Origin of the sequence: Pseudoclavibacter caeni (assembly GCF_008831125.1) — a bacterium.
GTDB classification, from domain to species: Bacteria; Actinomycetota; Actinomycetes; order Actinomycetales; family Microbacteriaceae; genus Pseudoclavibacter_A; species Pseudoclavibacter_A caeni.
Genome location: NZ_WBKA01000004.1, coordinates 179494 through 196592, shown reverse-complemented (window position 1 = coordinate 196592; position 17099 = coordinate 179494). Strand labels below are relative to the sequence as shown.

The following is a 17099-nucleotide window of genomic DNA, read 5'->3' as shown; positions in this document are numbered from 1 at the left end:
ATGCCGATCGTGCGTCAACGTCTGGGCCGGCTCGTGACGCTGATCGCGAGCGGCGCGCTCGTCGTGTCCGCGCTGACCCCAAGCCCCTACGTGATCGAGCAGGAGGGGCCTGCCTACGACACCCTCGGCACCGTCTCCACCTCTGAGGGGAGCACCGGTCGGCCGGTCGTCGAGATCACCGGCGCGGCGACGCATCCCACCAGTGGCAGCCTGTACATGCTCACCGTCAACGTCGTCGGCTCGCCCGCCGCGCAGCCGACCTGGGTGCAGACGCTCGTCGCCTGGGCCGACCCGGATCGGGCGGTGCTCCCGATGGACCTCGTCTACCAGCCGGGCACCTCCGCCGAGGAGGAGGACGCGCGCACCGAGCGGGAGATGACGGCCTCGCAGCAGGACGCGATCACCGCGGCGCTCGACCGGCTGGGGTACACCGACCCCGCCACCGCCCCGCAGATCTCCATCCACCTCGACGACGTGGGCGGCCCCAGCGCCGGGCTCATGTTCGCGCTGGCGATCATCGACAAGCTCGGCACCGAGTCGCTCACCGGCGGGCAGTCCATCGCCGGCACCGGCACGATCGACGCGCAGGGTGCGGTCGGCCGCATCGGCGGCATCCGGCAGAAGATCCTCGCCGCCCGCGACCGGGGCGCGCAGTGGTTCCTCGCTCCGAGCGGCAACTGCGACGACCTGCGCGGCGCGATCCCCGCCCAGATGACGGTGCTCTCCGTGGATACCCTGGACGACGCGGTCACCGCGCTCGAACAGATCGCGGTGACCAAGAGCGCCGACGGCCTGCCGCAGTGCGAGCGGTGACCGCGACCGGGCGCGGACGCCATGGCCCGGCCCGGCCCATGTCGCCCAGCGCGAACAGCGTCGGCCGCGTCCCCGGCTGCGCATAGACTGGGCTGACGTCCGTCCGACGTCCCGGCACGCCGGGCGCCAGGTCGACCCCGGCCGGGGGCGCCGCGTCCGCAGCCACCACGTGAGGAGTCCGCATCGTGTCCGATCCCCGCCCCGCAGCATCCGCCCCAGGCCGCCCTCAGCCGGGCCAGTCCCACCGCATGCGCCGGGTCGTGCTCGTCAGCGTCCTCGTGCTCGCTGGGATCATCGCGTTGCTGACCGTCGCGAGCGCGGTGTGGACGGACGTGCTGTGGTACCGGCAGGTCGGGTTCCTGTCGGTGCTGACGAAACAGTGGGTGCTCGGCGGCGGCATGGCGCTGGCGGGGTTTCTGGCCCTGGCCGCGCCGGTGTGGGCGAGCCTGTGGTTCGCGTTCCGCAGCCGGCCGACGTACGTGCGGGTCAACGCGACCCTCGATCAGTACCAGCAGGCGCTCGAGCCGCTGCGCGGCGGCATCACGGGGGGGCTGCCGGTGCTGTTCGGCGTGTTCGGCGCGGTCGTGTCCGCGAGCCACTGGAGCGACGCGGCGCTGTGGGCGAACGGGGAGTCGACGGGGACGACCGACCCGCAGTTCGGCATCGATCTGTCGTTCTACCTCTTCCAGCTGCCCTTCTACCGAAAGGTCGTCTCGTACCTGTTGTTCGTGGCGGTGCTGTGCGCGATCCTCACCATCGTGGTCTCGTACCTGTACGGCTCGATCCGCTTCGAGCAGCGTCGGCTGCGCATCGCCAAAAGCACGCGCATTCAGCTCGGCGTGGTCGTCGCGGTGTATGTAGCGCTGCAGGCGGCGAGCCTGTGGCTGCAGCGCTACGAGACGCTCACCGACAGCAGCGGGCTGTATACCGGTGGCACGTACACGGGGGTGAACGCGGTAATCCCGGGGCGGGCGATCCTCGCGGCCGTCGCGGTGCTCGTGGCGATCGGGTTCGTCGTCGCGGCGGCGACGGGACGCTGGCGGGTGCCGCTGGTCGGCGCGGCGGTGCTCATGGTCGCCTCGATCGTCGTGGGGGTCGTGGTGCCCTGGGGCATGCAGACGTTCGTGGTGCAGCCGAGCGAGCGGGAGCTCGAGGGCGAGTACCTGCAGCGCAACATCGATGCGACCCGCACCGCGTACGGGGTCGATGACGTCGACGTGGAACAGTACGACGCGGTCACCGATGCCCAGGCGGGCGCGCTGCGCTCGGACGTGGAGACCACCGCGTCCATCCGGCTGCTCGACCCGGATCTCGTCAGCGACACGTTCCGTCAGCTGCAGCAGTACAAGCAGTACTACCAGTTCGGCTCGCAGCTCGACGTCGACCGGTACGAGATCGACGGGGAGACGACGGACACGGTGCTCGCGGTGCGCGAGCTCAGCCAGCAGCAGAACGACTCCTGGTACAACAACGCGATCGTGTACACGCACGGCTATGGGGTCGTCGCCGCGTACGGCAATCGCACCACCTCCGACGGCAAGCCGGTCTTCTACGAGAGCGGCATCCCCACCTCGGGCGACCTCGGCGACTTCGAGCCGCGCATCTACTTCGGCGAGAAGTCGCCGCGGTACTCGATCGTCGGCGGCGGCGATGATCGCGAGCTCGACTACCCGTCCGGGGCGACCTCGACGGAATCCGGCGGTGACCAGTCCGACTCGGACCAGGAACAGACGTACACGACCTTCCAGGGCGATGGCGGCCCGAGGCTGGGCGACGGGCTGACCCGACTGCTGTACGCGTTGAAGTTCGGGTCGATCGAGATCCTCACCTCGAACGCGGTCAGCGACGAGTCACAGATTCTCTACGAGCGCGACCCCGTCGAGCGGGTCAAGAAGGTCGCCCCGTACCTGACACTTGACCAGGACGTCTACCCGGCGATCGTCGACGGGCGGGTGAAGTGGATCGTCGACGGGTACACGACCTCCGACCAGTACCCGTACTCGCAGCAGCAGAGCTACCGGCAGGCGATCAACGATGGCGGGTCGTCGACAACGGGCACGCCGGCGACCGACACGATCAACTACATGCGCAACTCGGTGAAGGCGACGGTGGACGCCTATGACGGCTCGGTCACACTGTACGCGTGGGACACCGACGACCCGGTGCTCTCGGCCTGGCAGCGGGTGTTTCCGAACACGGTGCAGCCGATCAGCGAGATGAGCGCCCAACTGCTGTCGCATGTGCGCTACCCGACCGACCTGTTCAAGGCGCAGCGCAACGTCCTCGGCACCTATCACGTCACCGACGCCGGCTCGTTCTACTCGAAGCAGGATGCCTGGCAGGTGCCGGCCGACCCGCAGGCGAGCACGGACACGTCGGCGAAGCAGCCGCCGTACTACCTGTCCATGCGCCTGCCCGGACAGGACGAGACGGCCTTCACCCTGTACAGCACGTTCATCCCGATCCAGCAGTCGTCGGGCGGGTCGCGCAACGTGCTGCGCGGGTATCTGGCCGCCGACGGCGACGCCGGTTCCACGACCGGCGAGGTCTCGGACGACTACGGCCGACTCACCCTGCTGCGACTGCCGAGCGAGACGAACGTGCCCGGGCCCGGCCAGGTGCAGAACATGTTCGACTCGGACAACACCGTCTCGACCCAGTTGAACCTGCTGCGCCAGGGCCAGACGACGGTCACGAGCGGCAATCTGCTCACCCTGCCGGTCGGGGGCGGGCTGCTGTACGTGCAGCCGGTGTACGTGCGCTCGACCGGTGAGACCTCGTATCCGCTGCTGCGCAAGATCCTCGTCGCGTTCGGCGACAAGGTGGCGTTCGAGGACACGCTCGACCAGGCGCTCGATGACATCTTCGGCGGCGACTCCGGTGCGGCCATCGACCAGAGCGGCGGCACCACGAGCGCCTCCAGCGGTGGCACGGGCGGACAGACCGACCAGTCCGGCGCACAAGGCGGGGCGTCGTCCGACGGCGCCGCCGCGAATCCGACGGTCGCGCAGGCGCTGCAGGATGCGAAGGCGGCGCTCGACGAGCGCGAGAAGGCCCGGGTCTCTGGTGATTGGGCCGCGTACGGCACCGCCGATCAGAAGCTGCAGGATGCGCTGCAGCGGGCGATCAACGCCGAGGGATGAGCCCCCCGGTCGGCGGGTTCCGGGCGGTGACGTCCCGGGCCACCGACCGGTCGTCCGCCGGGTCGGAGCGGGTGGTCAGCTGCCGGCGGTGATCGCGGCGAACAGCTCGCGTCGACTGCCGACGAGCGTGTTGTACTCGTCGATGCGGGCGTTGAGGTCGGCGGCGTCGCTGTTGATCGCGTCGGCCTCAGCGTTCAGTGTCGTCTGCCGGGCGCGCAGCCGGTCGAGTTTGGCGTTGAACGCGTTCACCTGGGCGGGGTCGCCGCGGTCGACGGACGACCGTCGCGCCTCGAGGGCCGCGCTGTCGCGCTCGTACCGTGCCAGCGCCTCATCGTGCGCCTGGCTGCGCGCCTCGAGAGCGGCGCGATCGGCCTCGATCCGGGGCCTCAGCTCGTCGAGGCGGTGCTGGTTCTCGTCGAACTGCGCCTGATAGCCGGCGTGCAGCGCGACGACGGCCTGCCGGTCGGCGAACACGGTCGTGTAGTGCTGCTCCAGCTCGTCGTCGCCGAGGTCGGCGACCTCGGTGCCGAGGATGCTGTGCAGCTCGTTGGCACGCTCTCCGGGCTCGGCGGTCTCGTACACGTCAAGCCGGCTCTCCAGATCGGGGGTGGCCACGCGCGTCCAGGCGGCCTCGAGTCGTGCGGAGAGCTGGTCGCGGGTGCCCTGGTCATACCGGGACCACATCGCGTGCAGCAGCTCGTGCGCCAGCGTCACCTCGCGGATGCCGTCGAAGCGGGCGTCGGTGATGTTCGAGATGTGGATGCGGTCGTCGCCCGTGTAGCAGCCGAGCACGGCGCTGTCCTCGGTGCTGGACGGACAGACCGTGGTGAAGGCGTCGGCCTCGAGCAGCTCGGGGTCGGTCGCGGTCAGCCGCAGACTCGCCCGATCGGTCAGCTGCACGCGGTCGGCCAGCTGCGTGACCTCGGGATCGGTCTGGGCGAACAGGGCGTGGATGCGATCGGGCAGGGCGTCGCGGTCGAGCCAGGCGAGGAGCCCGGCGGCGACGGCGAGCGCGGTGAGCACGGCGACCAGCACGAGCGGCCAGCGCCGGCGGTGCCGGGGTGGCGTCACCGGCGGTGTGCAGCCGGGGCGTCCCGTCATGGACGGGCCTGGTGCGGTCTGCCAGGGTGCAGTTTGACCGGGTGCGGTCTGGCCGGGGAGCGTCTGCCGGTACGGCCGCCCCGAGGCGGGCTGAGTGCTGCAGGGCAGTCCGGTGGCAGCCCATCCCGTGGGACGCCCCGGGTGCGGCTGCCCGCCGCCCGACCGGATCGGTCGGGACGGCGGGCGGTTCGTCGGCGTCGTCATGGCGTCTCCCACCCCTTCCGGCCGCGTCACCCCGGCCGGGGACAGGTTACCGTGCGCCCCGCCGGCCTCGTCGTGCGGCGATGGCACCTGTCACCCCGCCGCCGACCAGCAAGGTCGCCGCACCCGCGACCAGCGCGGCGGCTCCCGCGGGCAGCCCGGTCGCCGCGAGTCCTGTGGGCTCAGGCTCCGTCTCGGTCACCGGGGTCGGGTGTGCCGTGACGACCACGGTCTCGTTCTCGACGCCGCAGGCGCCGTCCTCGAGCGGGATCACCCGCTCGGGCGCCTCCGCCGTGGCGGGCACGCGCACTTGCAGGTGATGCCGCCACCCGTAGGTGCCCGCGACCGTCGGGGTCGTCGCCGCGGAGTCCACCGTGCCGGGGCCGTCGATCGTCACGGCGGGCTCCTGTCGCCAGGTCGGCGTCTCACACACGGGCTGGGCCTCGCCGTCGGTGGAGTCGTCGAACCGGTACAGCGAGAAGCCGAGCTCGGCGGTCACCGCCTCGGCACCGCCGGAAGGCACGTCGCCGGTCACGACGGCCCGGTCGTGCACAGGCTGGCCGAGGGCGACCCGGTCGGCGGTCGTGGTCGTCGCGGTGGGCCGCTGCGGGCGCACGGTCTCGGCAGCGATAAGGTGCCGGCCCGTCCACGTCTCCGTGCTCGCCGTGCGCTCGATCCGCTCGACCCAGTACAGCGACGGCCAGGTCTGCCGTTCGAGGAACCGGGTCCACGGGATCGCCACGGGCTCGGTCGTCACCGTCGTGTTCCCCGTCACCGCGGTGGTCACGGCGGCCAGCCGCTCGGCGTCGGCCGGGGGTCCCGCGGTGCCGGACTCCGTGGGGGCGTCGTCGGCCATCCACAGCTCGGAGACAACCGACAGCGTGGCGGTCGGGTCGTTGCCCGTGACGGTGATCGTGTCGGCGATCATCCCGTCGGCGATCGCGGAGGTGACCGTGCTCACCGCGGGCCGCCACGGAGCGATCGTCTGCTCGTCGGTGTCGTGGAAGCCGGAGACCCAGTCGGCGCGGAACCGGGCGCGCAGCTGATCCGGCTGGTCCTCGTGCAGCAGGGAGACGACCGGGTAGTACCAGCCCGGCCGGTCGACGGGGTCGGGCGACGTCGCGGTGATCGTGCCCGGGCCGGGCGCGGTCACCAGGGTGCGGGCGACGTGCTCGACGCCGTCGGGGACGCTCGCGGAGGCCGGCATGGCCCGGTCGGCTCGGTACCAGTCGACGCGGAACGTCGCCGGCACCGGCTCGTCGGTGTCCGGGTCGGCGAGCCACACGCCGTCGTCGGCGCGCACGTCGAGCGTGTCCTCCAGCCGGTCACCTGGCGCGGGGCCGGCGCCGGCGGGGCTCGTCGCAGGATTCCACGTCGTGGCCCGAGTCGTGGCGACCGGCTGGAACGTGGTGCGCACGGTGGCCGTGGCCCGGGCGGTGATCGGGGTTCGCTCACCGGCGGAGACGACGCGCTGCGGGCCCGGGGTCACCGGGCTGGCGACGAGCAGCCGTCCGGTCGGCACCTCGCCGCTGACGGCCACGGTGACCTGGCCGTCGCCGGTCGCGCGCAGCCGGTGCTCGCCGTCCGCGTCGACGTCGAGGCGGTCGGTGCCGGTCGCCTCCCACACGGCCGGTCCGTCGATCGTGGCGGTGACCGTGCCGGGGTGCGGCTCGTCGGCCGCGGAGCGCGGCAGGCTCAGCCGGACGGTCGCGCGCTGCCCGTCGTCGTGCACCCGCAGGTCGGGGTCGTCGAGCCGGTGCGGGCCCAGCCCGCGATCGGCCTGCGCCCACATCCAGTCGGCGAGATCGGCGACATCCGCGGTCAGATCGCGCCCCTGCGGCACCCAGAAGCCGACGCCCGTGTGCTCGTGGAGCACCCGATAGACGGCCCGGGCCTCCCGCTCGTCGGTGGTGTCGCCCCAGCGGGCGAGCACGTACGCGGCGCGGGCCGTGACCGCCTGATCCATCATCACGCCGTTGCCACTGAGGAAGGTCTCCGTCGCCGACCACTCGCTGTACTCGGCGTCGCCGGTGAGCGGCCCCGGATGATGCGGATCGAAGGCGCACCACACGATCCGGCCGTCATCGAGTCGGTACGAGCCGTTCCAGACCTGGTCGTGGACCGTCTCGTAGCGGCCCGCATGCGTGGCGACGGCCCGCGCCGCCTGCGCCGGGGGCGGGGTGACGGCGGTGGTCAGCGCGGCCAGTGCGGTCAGCATGGCGAGCAGCAATCCGAGCGCGCGACGTGCGGGCGCCAGACCGGCGGACGGGGCGCCGGGAGGCGCCGCCTCGCCGGGCGGGCGGACGCCGGGCCCGGCCGCGCTGGCGGGGCCGGTCGGGCGGTCTGAGGCCGCCGCGTGGATGCGGTCGCGCCGGGCTCGGTCATCGGCGCCGGTTCGGTCATCGACGCGGGGGCGGGTTCGGTCGGTCATGGCGTTGGCCTCTCTGCCGGTGTGCGGGTCGGCATGAGGCTATGGACGCCGGCCCGCACCGGGGAGGGCGGGGCCCGCGCTTGTGCATGACTGCGGCCGCGTCCCCCTCCTGTGGAGCGGGGCGCGGCCGCGGGGGAGCCGGGGTGACCGGCTACTCGGTCTGCAGTCCCGCCACTGGCGAGAGCCGGGCCGCCCGCCGGGCCGGCAGCAGCGATGCGGCGAGGCCGACGACCACCGCGATCGCCAGGAACAGCGCGTACGTGCCCCACGGCAGCGTCCAGCTGACCGCCGTGCCGCCGAGCGTCTGCCCGAACAGGATCGCGCTGCCGAGCAGCCCGCATCCGGTGCCGATCGCGATCGCGAGCACCGTCGCGACCACGGCGACGAGCACCGACTCGACGCCCAGCATCCCCCGCAGCTGGCCGCGGGTGAGGCCGAGCGCGCGCAGCAGCGCGTTCTCGCGGGTGCGCTCGATGACCGACAGCGACAGGGTGTTCGTCACACCGAGCACCGCGATCACCACGGCCACCGCGAGCAGGCCGGTGACGATCGACAGCAGCACGTCGATGACCTGCTGGTACGCCTGCTTCTCCAGCTGCACGGGCGAGACCACGCTGTCGCCGAGCCCCTCGGCGATCTGGCCGACGACCTGCTGCACCTGCCCCTGGTCGAGGTCGGGGGTGAGCCGCACGATCAGCTGGGTGGTCACGATCGGCCGGTCGAGCTGCTCCGCGACCTCGGCGAGCGTCGCCGGGGTGGTCAGCGCGGCGAACGCGCTGCGCTTGACGGTGTGCACCGGCAGGGCCACCATGGCCGCATCCGTGGCGTCCGCGGACGCGGCGACGGTCACGCTGTCGCCGTCCACGGTGCCCTCCACGACGCTCACCTGCCCGTCCGCGGTCTCCGGCATCCGGCCGTCGGACGCGCGGGCCCAGGCCGCCGGATCGATCGCCTCCAGCTGGGTGAGCGTGCCGTCTTCGGGCACGGCCGGGTCTGCGTACATCTGGGCGTCGGGCAGGATGCCGCGCACGGCCTCCGCGTCCGTCACCCCGTCGAGGTCGGCGATGCGGTCGAGCTGACCGGCCGTCCATGCGTCGTCGGTGCCGGTGGCATCGTCGGCCGCGCCTGCGGAGTCCGCCCGGCTCGTCGCGTCGAGCGAGACGACGATGTCGAACGGGCGGGCCGTCTGGATCGCGTCGGTGAGCGTCGCCCGGGCCACGCTCGCCCCGGTGAACACCGTGGTCACGAGCGTCACACCGATCAGCAGGGCGGACGCGGTGGCCGCGGTGCGCCTGGGATCACGGGTCGCGTTGAGCACCGCCATCCGCGCGGGCACGCCCGTCCAGGCGACGAGCGCCCCGATCGCGCGCACCAGCGGCGGCACGATGAACACCGCGAGCACGAGCACGCCGACGATCACGAGCACCGAGCCGGTCACCCCCAGGGTGAGGCCGTTCGCGAGTGCCGCCTGCGCGCCGTCGAGACCGACGTCGGCGCGGGCGACCCGCAGGCCCCACAGCTGCAGCACGACACCGAGGGCGAGCAGGGCGACGCCGACCCCGAGCCGCACCCGCCCGCCGCGGGAGCGCACACCCGCGTCCTCGGCCGGGCGCAGGGCGGCCAGCGGGGCCACCCGGGTCGCTGCCATCGCCGGCCGCCAGGCGGCGAGCACCGTGACGAGCACGCCGGCGAGCATCCCCGTGATCACCGCCGAGGGGGGCACCGCGAGCTGGTCGAGCAGACCGGTGTCGCCGGAGCGGGAGAGCGCGACGACGCCCGACATGAGCGCCGCGGCGAGGCCGACGCCCGCGGCGGAGGCGACGACGCTCATCACGACCGCCTCCAGCAGCACCGACCGGCGCACCTGGCCGCGGCTCGCACCGAGGCAGCGCAGCAGCGCGAGCTCGCGGGTGCGCTGGGCGACGATCACCGAGAACGTGTTGGCGATGACGAGCACCGCGACGAGCAGGGCGATCACCGCGAACACGAGCAGCATCCCGGTCAGTGCGTCGGTGTCGCCGGTGAGGGTCTTCACCTGGTCGGTGACGTACTGGTCGACGCCGCGCACGGTCGCCTGCGCGCCGAGCACGTCGCCGACGGACTGCACCGCATCGGTCTCGGTGACGCCGGATGCGGTGGACGCGATGATCGTGCCGGCCGGCGCGAGGCTGTCGAGGGATGCGGCATCGGCGCCGACCGCGCGGGCGAGCCCCGCCTCGGTGAGCGTCACCCCGGGCAGCTGGGCGGCCAGCGGCGACGTGTTCGCCTCGGTGAGCCCGACGATCGTGAACGCCGTTCCGCCGCTCGTCATGGCACCCGGAGCGGCGGGCGACCCTCCGGCCGGTGCGTCCGATACGTCGTCGGCGTCCGCTGATCCGTCCGTCGCGTCCGCGCCGCTCGTCGCGGGGAGGGTCGGCGTGGTCACGGTCACCGTGTCGCCGATGGCGAGGCCCAGCCGGTTCGCGGCTGCGGCGTCCATCGTCAGCTCGTCGGCGCTCGCGGCCCACGCGCCGTCGCTGAGTGGATGCGCGCGCAGTCCGGCCGGCAGGTCCATCGCCGCCTGCAGGTACTCGGTCTGGTCGCCGATGCGCGCAGGAAGGGTGGCGGTGCGCACGAGCGCCGCCTCGTCGATCTCGGGCAGGGCGCGCACGCGGTCGGCCTGGGCGGCGGTGAACGTCGCGGTCGCGGCGGTCCCGTCAGCACCGGCCGACCCGGTGTCAGCCGAGCCCGCGTCCGAGCCGGCCGCGTCATCCGCGCCGGAGTCGTTCGACAGCGTGGCCACGACGTCCGCGCCGGCGAGGTCGGCGGCGAACGCGGAGCGCAGGGTCGCCTGGAACGACGCGCTGAGCATGAGGGTCGCGCTGACGAACGCCACGGCGAGCATCACCGCGACGCCGACGGCGACCAGGCGCGACCAGTGCGCGCGCAGGTTCGCGAGGGTGGTGCGCAGCATCAGTCCACCAGCCCCTCGACGGCGCCGAGCTCGGCGACGGCGCGCAGGATGGCGTCCGCATCGGCGTCGCGCGCCTCGCGGGCGATGCGCCCGTCAGCGTACACGAGCACCCGGTCGGCGTAGGCGGCGGCGACGGGGTCGTGGGTGACCATGATGATCGTCTGGCCCATCTCGCGGGCGCTGCGGCGCAGCAAGGTGAGCACCTCGGTGCCGCTCGCGCTGTCGAGGTTGCCGGTCGGCTCGTCGGCGAAGACGACGTCGGGGCGGGTGAGCAGGGCCCGGGCGATCGCCACGCGCTGCTGCTGGCCACCGGAGAGCTCGCTGGGCCGGTGCCGCAGCCGGTCGGCGATGCCGAGCCGGGTGACGACCTCGTCGAGCCACGACCGGTCGATGCGCTGGCGGGCGAGCCGGGCGGGCAGGGTGATGTTCTGCTCGGCGGTGAGCGTCGGCACGAGGTTGAACGACTGGAACACGAACCCGACGTGCGCGCGGCGCAGCCGGGTGAGCTCCCGGTCGCCGAGGCCGGTGACCTCGGTGTCGCCGATCCAGGCGTGGCCGTCGGTGGCGGTGTCGAGGCCCGCGAGCACATGCATGAGGGTCGACTTGCCCGACCCGGAGGGGCCCATGATCGCGGTGAACTCGCCGCGCGACACGACGAGGTCGACGTGGTCAATGGCGGTCACCTGCGTGTCGCCGCGGCCGTAGACCTTCACGAGGTCCTCGGCGCGCACGGCGATCCGGTCCGTCCCGGCGCGGGCGGCGTCGGCCGGGGACGCGGCGTCCGGCCGGTCGGCTTCGGGACGCTGCGGGCGCTGCCCCGGGTCTGGTGCGGTGGCGAGCGTGGTCATGGGATCTCCTCACGGTCTGCGGGCCGGCGGTCGGTGGACCCCGGCGTCGCCAGCGAGCGGATCGCCGACGACCCTTTCATCCTCCCGGGGCGGACGGCGGCGCGCATCGTCCCGCAGGAGGGGATTCGCCGTGGCCTCCGCCGGGGGAGCAGCCGTGCCGGGTGGGGGCTCCTCCTGCGGGAGGAGGGGGCCCGGCCGGTTCAGCCGAGCGGCGGCACGACGCCCGCGCGGAACGCGATGACGACCGCTTGCACGCGGTCGCGTGCGGCGAGCTTCGCGAGGATGTGCCCGACGTGTGTCTTCACCGTCGTCTCCGACAGGAACAGACGGTCGGCGATCTCTGCGTTCGACAGCCCGGCGCTGACGAGCTCGAGCACCTCGCGCTCGCGCGGGGTGAGTGCGGCGACGAGTCGGCGGGCCGCCGCGGTCACCTCCGCCCGCCCGCCCGCCTCGGTCGCCGCGGCGTCCGCACGCGGGGTCGCCGTCGACGCGGGGGCGGCGTCCGGTGCGCTCGCGGCCTGCGCCCCGGCCCGATCGGAGCGCATGAGCGGCACCACGTGTGAAAGCAGCCGGCGGGTCATCGACGGGGAGATCACCGCGTCCCCACGCTGCACGGTGCGGATCGCGTCGAGCAGCTGCTCGGGGCGGGCGTCTTTGAGCAGGAACCCGCTCGCGCCCGCCTCGATCGCACGCAGCACGTAGTCGTCGAGCTCGAAGGTGGTCAGCACGATCACCCGGGTGTCGGGGTGGTCGGCGAGCAGTCTGCGGGTGGCCGCGATGCCGTCCATGGCAGGCATGCGCACATCCATGAGCACCACGTCGACGGGGTGCTCGGCGAGCCGGGCCACGGCCTCGGCGCCGTCGCCGGCCTGCACGGTCACGGCGAGGTCGGGCTGCGAGTCGACGAGCATCGCGAGCCCGCCGCGCACGAGCGCCTGGTCGTCGACAATGGCCACGCGGACGGGGTCGGTCGCCGCATCCGACGTGGTCGGTGATCCGGGAACGGGCGCGCTCATCGGGACTCCTCCTCGTAAGGCAGGGTCGCGCGCACCCGGAAGCCGCCACCCGGGCGGGGACCGGCCTCGAGCGCGCCGTCGAACAGCTCGATCCGCTCGCGCATGCCGCGCAGGCCCTGCCTCGCACCAGCCAGGCCGGTCAGATCGACACGTGTGACCCCGCGGCCGTCGTCGACGACGGTGATCCCGAGCGTGTCGGCACCCCAGTCGAGGGCCACCCGGGCGTGCGGGGTGCCGCCGGCGTGCTTGAGCACGTTCGTCAGCGCTTCCTGCACCACCCGGTAGACGACGAGCTGCGCGCCGGCGGAGAGACGCTGCGGGGCGGGGGTGCCCGTGGTGTCCACAGCGACGTCGAGGCCGGAGAGCCGCACCGTGGCGACGAGTTCGTCCAGATCGGCGAGCGTCGGCAGTGGCGTCGTCTCGGCCCGATCGTCGTCGCGCAGCACGCCGAGGATGCGGCGCATCTCGCGCAGCGACGAGCGGCCGGTCTCGGCGATCGTCGCGAGCGTGCGGGGCGCCACGGCTGGGTCGGCCGCGGATGCGTACCGGGCACCGTCGGCCTGCGTGATGATCACGGACAGCGAGTGGGCGACGATGTCGTGCATCTCGCGGGCGATGCGGGCCCGCTCGTCGGCGGCGGCGAGCTCGCGCTCCTGCGCCTGCTGCAGCTCGAGGCGGGCCGCGTGCTCGGCGAGCTCGCGCTGCTGCAGCATCCGGCTGCGGGTGATGTCGCCGAACAGCCACACCACGACGACGAGAGCCGCGACGAAACCGAGGAAGACGAGCATCGAGACGATCGCCGAGGTCACCTCGGCGCGGGTCTGCGGGCCTGAGACCACGGGGTCACCCGTCCACGCCGACGTGGCGAACGGGTTGACGTAGCGCAGCGTGAACAGCACCGCGCCGCCCAGCGCCGTCCACAGCCCGGCGATCGACGCCCAGCGCGGGGCGTATGCGGCGAGGGCGTAGACCATCATCAGCACAAGCCCGTCGGCGATCACCGGCTCGCTGCCGAGCGTCACCTGCACGAGGCAGGCGGCGACCATCACCGCCGCCGCGGGCACCGGGGCCGTGCGCCGCCAAGCGAGCGGGACGACGAGCCCCGCGGAGATCGCCATGAGCAGCCAGCCGGCGTCCTGCCAGCGGTCGCCGCTTGAGGCGTCATCGCCGTAGGCGAGCACGGGCAGCAGGAACACCAGAGCGAGCGCGAGTGCGAGCAGCACGTCGACGGTCTGCCGGTGCCTCGACGTCCACCGGTACACGCGGCTGCCCGGATGCCGCGACCGGTCGGGGCGGACCCCGGCGACGACCGGGCGGGCCGGGGTCGGGACGTCCGGCTGCGGACGCACGGCCTCGCCCCGGGTGCGGTCTCGTCTGCGCGGCATGAGACCACTGTACGGTGCCCGGTGGACGCGGCGGATCGTGCCGGAGGAGGAGATCCGCGGAGGGAGAGCGGCTGAAACCCATCGGAAACGCGATGGAAAGCCCGGCGAAAAAGTTCAGTCATAGCTTCAGATTCATCACCGCGCCTCGTCGATCGCACCAAGAAGGCGACCGCTCGACGCATCGAGAGAATCAGGAGAGACAGCCCATGACTGCAAGCATCACCGAGGGGGCGGTGGGGGAGCCGCTGGAGTCTCGTCTGAGGCATCCGGCGGGAGAGGCCGTCATCAAAGAGGGCTACCACGACTCGCTGACCAACGAGGATCTGGCACCGCTGCGACGACGGACCTAGAACGCCTACAACTACCTCGCGTTCTGGATGGCGGACATCCACAGCGTGGGCGGCTACGTCACGGCGGGCAGCCTGTTCGCCCTGGGGATCGCCTCCTGGCAGGTGCTGGTGTGCCTGGTGATCGGCATCGTGCTCGTGATGTTCCTCACGAACGCCATCGCCAAACCCAGCGAGCGCACCGGCGTCCCATATCCGGTCATGGCACGATCGGTGTTCGGCGTGATAGGGGCGAACATCCCGGCCCTAGTGCGCGGGATCATCGCGGTGGCCTGGTACGGCGTGCAGACCTACCTCGCCTCATCGGCGCTCGACATGGTCATCCTGAAGTTCATCCCGGCGTCGCAGGCGCTCACCGAGGTGTTCTTCCTCGGACTGAACGCGCTCGGCTGGATCTCCTACGCCATCCTGTGGGTGGCGCAGGCGGCGGTGTTCTGGACGGGCATGGAGACGATACGGCGCTTCATCGACTGGGCCGGGCCCGCGGTGTATGTGGTGATGCTCGCCCTGACTGGTTACCTCCTCGTCGAGGCTGGCGGCGTCCAGGCGATCGACCTCAGCGTCCACACCGGAGAGCAGCTCGGCTTCGCCGAGTCCATCCCCGTCATGATCTCGGCGATCGCCCTCGTCGTGTCCTACTTCGCCGGGCCGATGCTCAACTTCGGGGACTTCTCTCGCTACGCCCGCGGCTTCGGCGCCGTCAAGCGCGGCAACTTCTGGGGGCTGCCGGTCAACTACCTGTTCTTCTCCATCCTGACCGTCGTGACCGCCTCGCTGACGGTCCCGGTGTACGGCGAGCTGATCACCGACCCCATCGCGACGGTGCAGCGGATCGACTCCGGGTTCGCGATCCTGCTCGGCGGCCTCACCTTCGTGATCGCGACAGTCGGGATCAACATCGTGGCTAACTTCATCTCGCCGGCTTTCGACTTCTCCCACGTCGCGCCGAAGCGCATCAGCTGGAGAGCCGGCGGCCTGATCGCGGCGATCGGCTCGGTGATCTTGACCCCCTGGAACTGGTACGGCAACGCGCAGGCCATCCACTACACCCTCGACCTGCTCGGCGCGCTCATCGGCCCTCTGTTCGGCATCTTGATCGCCGGCTACTACGTCGTCAGTCGACAGCGGATCGTCGTTGACGACCTGTTCTCGCGCGACTCGAAGGGGCACTACTGGTTCCACGGCGGCGTCAACCCGAACGCCGTCTGGGCGACGGTGATCGGTGGCGTCTGCTCGATCACGGCGGTGCTGCTCACCGCCATCGCATGGCTCGCCACCTACTCGTGGATCATCGGCGCCGTCGTCGGGTTCGCGTCGTTCCTGATCCTGGAGCGCGTCCGGCCGATGATCCGTCCGGTGGAACCCGGCGAAGGGGTCTCCGACGGGCGAGCTCCTGAGCCGCAGGCGGTGGTGGATGGGACGGACCTGTGATCCGGATCCACGTCGTCAACCCGAACACCGATGCGGGGATGACCCGCACCATCGCCGAGGCGGCTCGCGCCGTCGCCGGTCCCGACGTGGTCGTCGACGTCGAACGCTCCGACAGCGGCCCGGCCTCGGTCGAGAGTCACTACGACGAGGCACTCGCGGTGCCCGGTGTGCTGCGGCGGATCGATCAGGCCGAGCAGACCGGGGCCGACGCCCATGTCATCGCATGCTTCGGCGATCCCGGGCTGCTCGCGGCCCGGGAGATCGCCTCCGGGCCTGTGATCGGCATTGCGGAGGCCGCCATGCACCAGGCCGTGCTGGTCGGGCGTTCGTTCACGGTGATCACGTCGCTGTCGCGCACCGCAGGGCGGGCCTGGGATCTCGCGCAGGCCTATGGGTTCGCCTCCCGATGCCGACGGGTCCGCGCAGTGGAGATCGACGTCCTGGCCATCGCGGACCCTGCGTCGGGCGCCTGGGAACGGCTGCGTGCGGAGGCCGTAGCGGCGCGCGACGAGGACGGGGCCGATGCAACCGTCCTTGGCTGCGCCGGCCTTGCGGGGCTGTGCCGGGCCATCGGAGAGGAGGTGGGGATCCCCGTCATCGACGGGGTGTCCGCAGCGGTCACCCTCGCCGAGGGGCTGGTACGGACCGGGGTGCGCGGCTCCTCGCGCGGCGAGTTTGCACCCCCGCCGCCGAAGCCCTACACGGGCGGGATGGCAGTATTCACCCGTGCCGGGGCCAGTGATGTCACCCGCGGATGTGCGCTGCGACAGGCGGTGCGGGTGCCTGCGGCCCGGCTCAGTGGATCGTCAGCCAGAGAATCGTCGCCGAGCGGGTCGCTGAGGGATTGACGAGACGATGCGGCGCCCTGGCCGGGAACGAGACACTGTCGCCCCGTTCGAGGACCATGCGTCGTCCGTCGTGCTCGACGACGAGACGGCCCGCTCGCATGTGACCGGTCTCGAATCCCTGGTGGGAGAGCCACTCGCCCTCGGGGCTCGATGCAGCGCCCGGCGGGTAGACGGATTCGAACAGTTCGATGCCGGGGATCGGATGCGGAGTGAGTCGAATGTAGCGCACCCCGGTCGACAGGTCGATCGGATCGATCGTCCCGGCCCGCGCCACGGACAGCTCGGCTATCGGCGACACCGCTGGCGCCGGGCTCTCGGCATCTGGCGCAGACTGGTCGTTGAAGGCGAAGGCGAGGGGGACACCGAGGGCGTTCATGATGGAGATCAGTCGGTTCACGGATGGCTGCAGCCGACCGTTCTCGATCTGCGAGAGTGCGCTCGGGCTGATGCCGAGTCGTTCGGACAGCTCTCTCAGAGAGAGCTCCTGCTGCCGGCGCAGTACGCGCAGACGGCTGCCGATCTGGCCGAGAGCGTGCGGGCCGTCGGTGGCGGAGGCGTCTGACACCCGTCCATAGTAGGCAT

11 protein-coding genes and 1 pseudogene are annotated in these 17099 nt (G+C 72.2%); 5 read left to right on the top strand and 7 right to left on the bottom strand.

Annotation, left to right across the window (positions count from 1 at the left end; all coding sequences use genetic code 11):
• Positions 1-813, top strand: coding sequence for a YlbL family protein (locus tag F8O02_RS06700; protein WP_179416282.1), 813 nt, complete (start codon positions 1-3; stop codon positions 811-813).
• A gap of 248 nt (positions 814-1061) precedes the next feature.
• Positions 1062-3956 carry a UPF0182 family membrane protein gene (locus tag F8O02_RS06695; RefSeq protein WP_179416387.1) on the top strand — a complete coding sequence of 965 codons (2895 nt, stop codon included), beginning with the start codon at positions 1062-1064 and terminating at the stop codon, positions 3954-3956.
• 75 nt (positions 3957-4031) lie between these two features.
• Here F8O02_RS06695 and F8O02_RS06690 read toward each other — a convergent pair whose 3' ends face one another.
• The 6 genes from F8O02_RS06690 to F8O02_RS06665 all read right to left on the bottom strand — a co-directional run bounded on the left by F8O02_RS06690 (position 4032) and on the right by F8O02_RS06665 (position 13891).
• Positions 4032-5057, bottom strand: a complete 1026-nt coding sequence (locus F8O02_RS06690; RefSeq protein ID WP_158036463.1) for a hypothetical protein — start codon at positions 5055-5057, stop codon at positions 4032-4034.
• A 250-nt stretch (positions 5058-5307) separates the two neighbouring features.
• Entirely contained in the window at positions 5308-7689 is a 2382-nt protein-coding gene (locus tag F8O02_RS06685) for a hypothetical protein (RefSeq protein ID WP_158036462.1), read from the bottom strand.
• A 151-nt stretch (positions 7690-7840) separates the two neighbouring features.
• Positions 7841-10642, bottom strand: coding sequence for an FtsX-like permease family protein (locus tag F8O02_RS06680; RefSeq protein ID WP_158036461.1), 2802 nt, complete (start codon positions 10640-10642; stop codon positions 7841-7843).
• Positions 10642-11490, bottom strand: coding sequence for an ABC transporter ATP-binding protein (locus F8O02_RS06675; RefSeq protein ID WP_158036460.1), 849 nt, complete (start codon positions 11488-11490; stop codon positions 10642-10644). The genes F8O02_RS06680 and F8O02_RS06675 overlap by 1 nt, the downstream gene beginning before the upstream one ends.
• 200 nt (positions 11491-11690) lie before the next feature.
• Positions 11691-12506: a response regulator transcription factor gene (locus tag F8O02_RS06670; RefSeq protein WP_158036459.1), complete on the bottom strand. Its 816-nt coding sequence runs from the start codon at positions 12504-12506 to the stop codon at positions 11691-11693.
• Entirely contained in the window at positions 12503-13891 is a 1389-nt protein-coding gene (locus F8O02_RS06665; RefSeq protein ID WP_218859555.1) for a sensor histidine kinase, read from the bottom strand. The genes F8O02_RS06670 and F8O02_RS06665 overlap by 4 nt, the downstream gene beginning before the upstream one ends.
• 206 nt (positions 13892-14097) lie before the next feature.
• Between F8O02_RS06665 and F8O02_RS09215 the strand changes: the two genes are divergently transcribed.
• The 3 genes and pseudogenes from F8O02_RS09215 (at position 14098) to F8O02_RS06655 (ending at position 16517) form a co-directional block, all read left to right on the top strand.
• Positions 14098-14241, top strand: a complete 144-nt coding sequence (locus F8O02_RS09215; RefSeq protein WP_225734174.1) for a hypothetical protein — start codon at positions 14098-14100, stop codon at positions 14239-14241.
• A 15-nt stretch (positions 14242-14256) separates the two neighbouring features.
• A pseudogene (locus tag F8O02_RS06660) lies at positions 14257-15669 on the top strand (NCS1 family nucleobase:cation symporter-1); the annotation flags it as partial.
• On the top strand, positions 15666-16517 hold the full coding sequence (locus F8O02_RS06655; RefSeq protein ID WP_225734169.1) for an aspartate/glutamate racemase family protein: 852 nt from the start codon (positions 15666-15668) through the stop codon (positions 16515-16517). The pseudogene F8O02_RS06660 and the gene F8O02_RS06655, both read left to right, overlap by 4 nt.
• On the opposite strand, the gene F8O02_RS06650 is transcribed toward F8O02_RS06655, so the two are convergent.
• Complete coding sequence (locus tag F8O02_RS06650) at positions 16465-17082, bottom strand: helix-turn-helix domain-containing protein (RefSeq protein ID WP_158036458.1); 618 nt, start codon at positions 17080-17082, stop codon at positions 16465-16467. The two genes, F8O02_RS06655 and F8O02_RS06650, sit on opposite strands and share 53 nt — an antisense overlap.
• Positions 17083-17099: the final 17 nt, after the last annotated feature.

Coding starts and splice junctions, on each gene's coding strand:
- F8O02_RS09215 (WP_225734174.1), top strand. CDS start 14,098: ATGACTGCAAGCATCACCGAGGGGGCGGTGGGGGAGCCGCTGGAGTCT.
- F8O02_RS06675 (WP_158036460.1), bottom strand. CDS start 11,490: ATGACCACGCTCGCCACCGCACCAGACCCGGGGCAGCGCCCGCAGCGT.
- F8O02_RS06700 (WP_179416282.1), top strand. CDS start 1: ATGCCGATCGTGCGTCAACGTCTGGGCCGGCTCGTGACGCTGATCGCG.
- F8O02_RS06670 (WP_158036459.1), bottom strand. CDS start 12,506: ATGAGCGCGCCCGTTCCCGGATCACCGACCACGTCGGATGCGGCGACC.
- F8O02_RS06665 (WP_218859555.1), bottom strand. CDS start 13,891: ATGCCGCGCAGACGAGACCGCACCCGGGGCGAGGCCGTGCGTCCGCAG.
- F8O02_RS06695 (WP_179416387.1), top strand. CDS start 1,062: ATGCGCCGGGTCGTGCTCGTCAGCGTCCTCGTGCTCGCTGGGATCATC.
- F8O02_RS06680 (WP_158036461.1), bottom strand. CDS start 10,642: ATGCTGCGCACCACCCTCGCGAACCTGCGCGCGCACTGGTCGCGCCTG.
- F8O02_RS06685 (WP_158036462.1), bottom strand. CDS start 7,689: ATGACCGACCGAACCCGCCCCCGCGTCGATGACCGAACCGGCGCCGAT.
- F8O02_RS06690 (WP_158036463.1), bottom strand. CDS start 5,057: ATGACGGGACGCCCCGGCTGCACACCGCCGGTGACGCCACCCCGGCAC.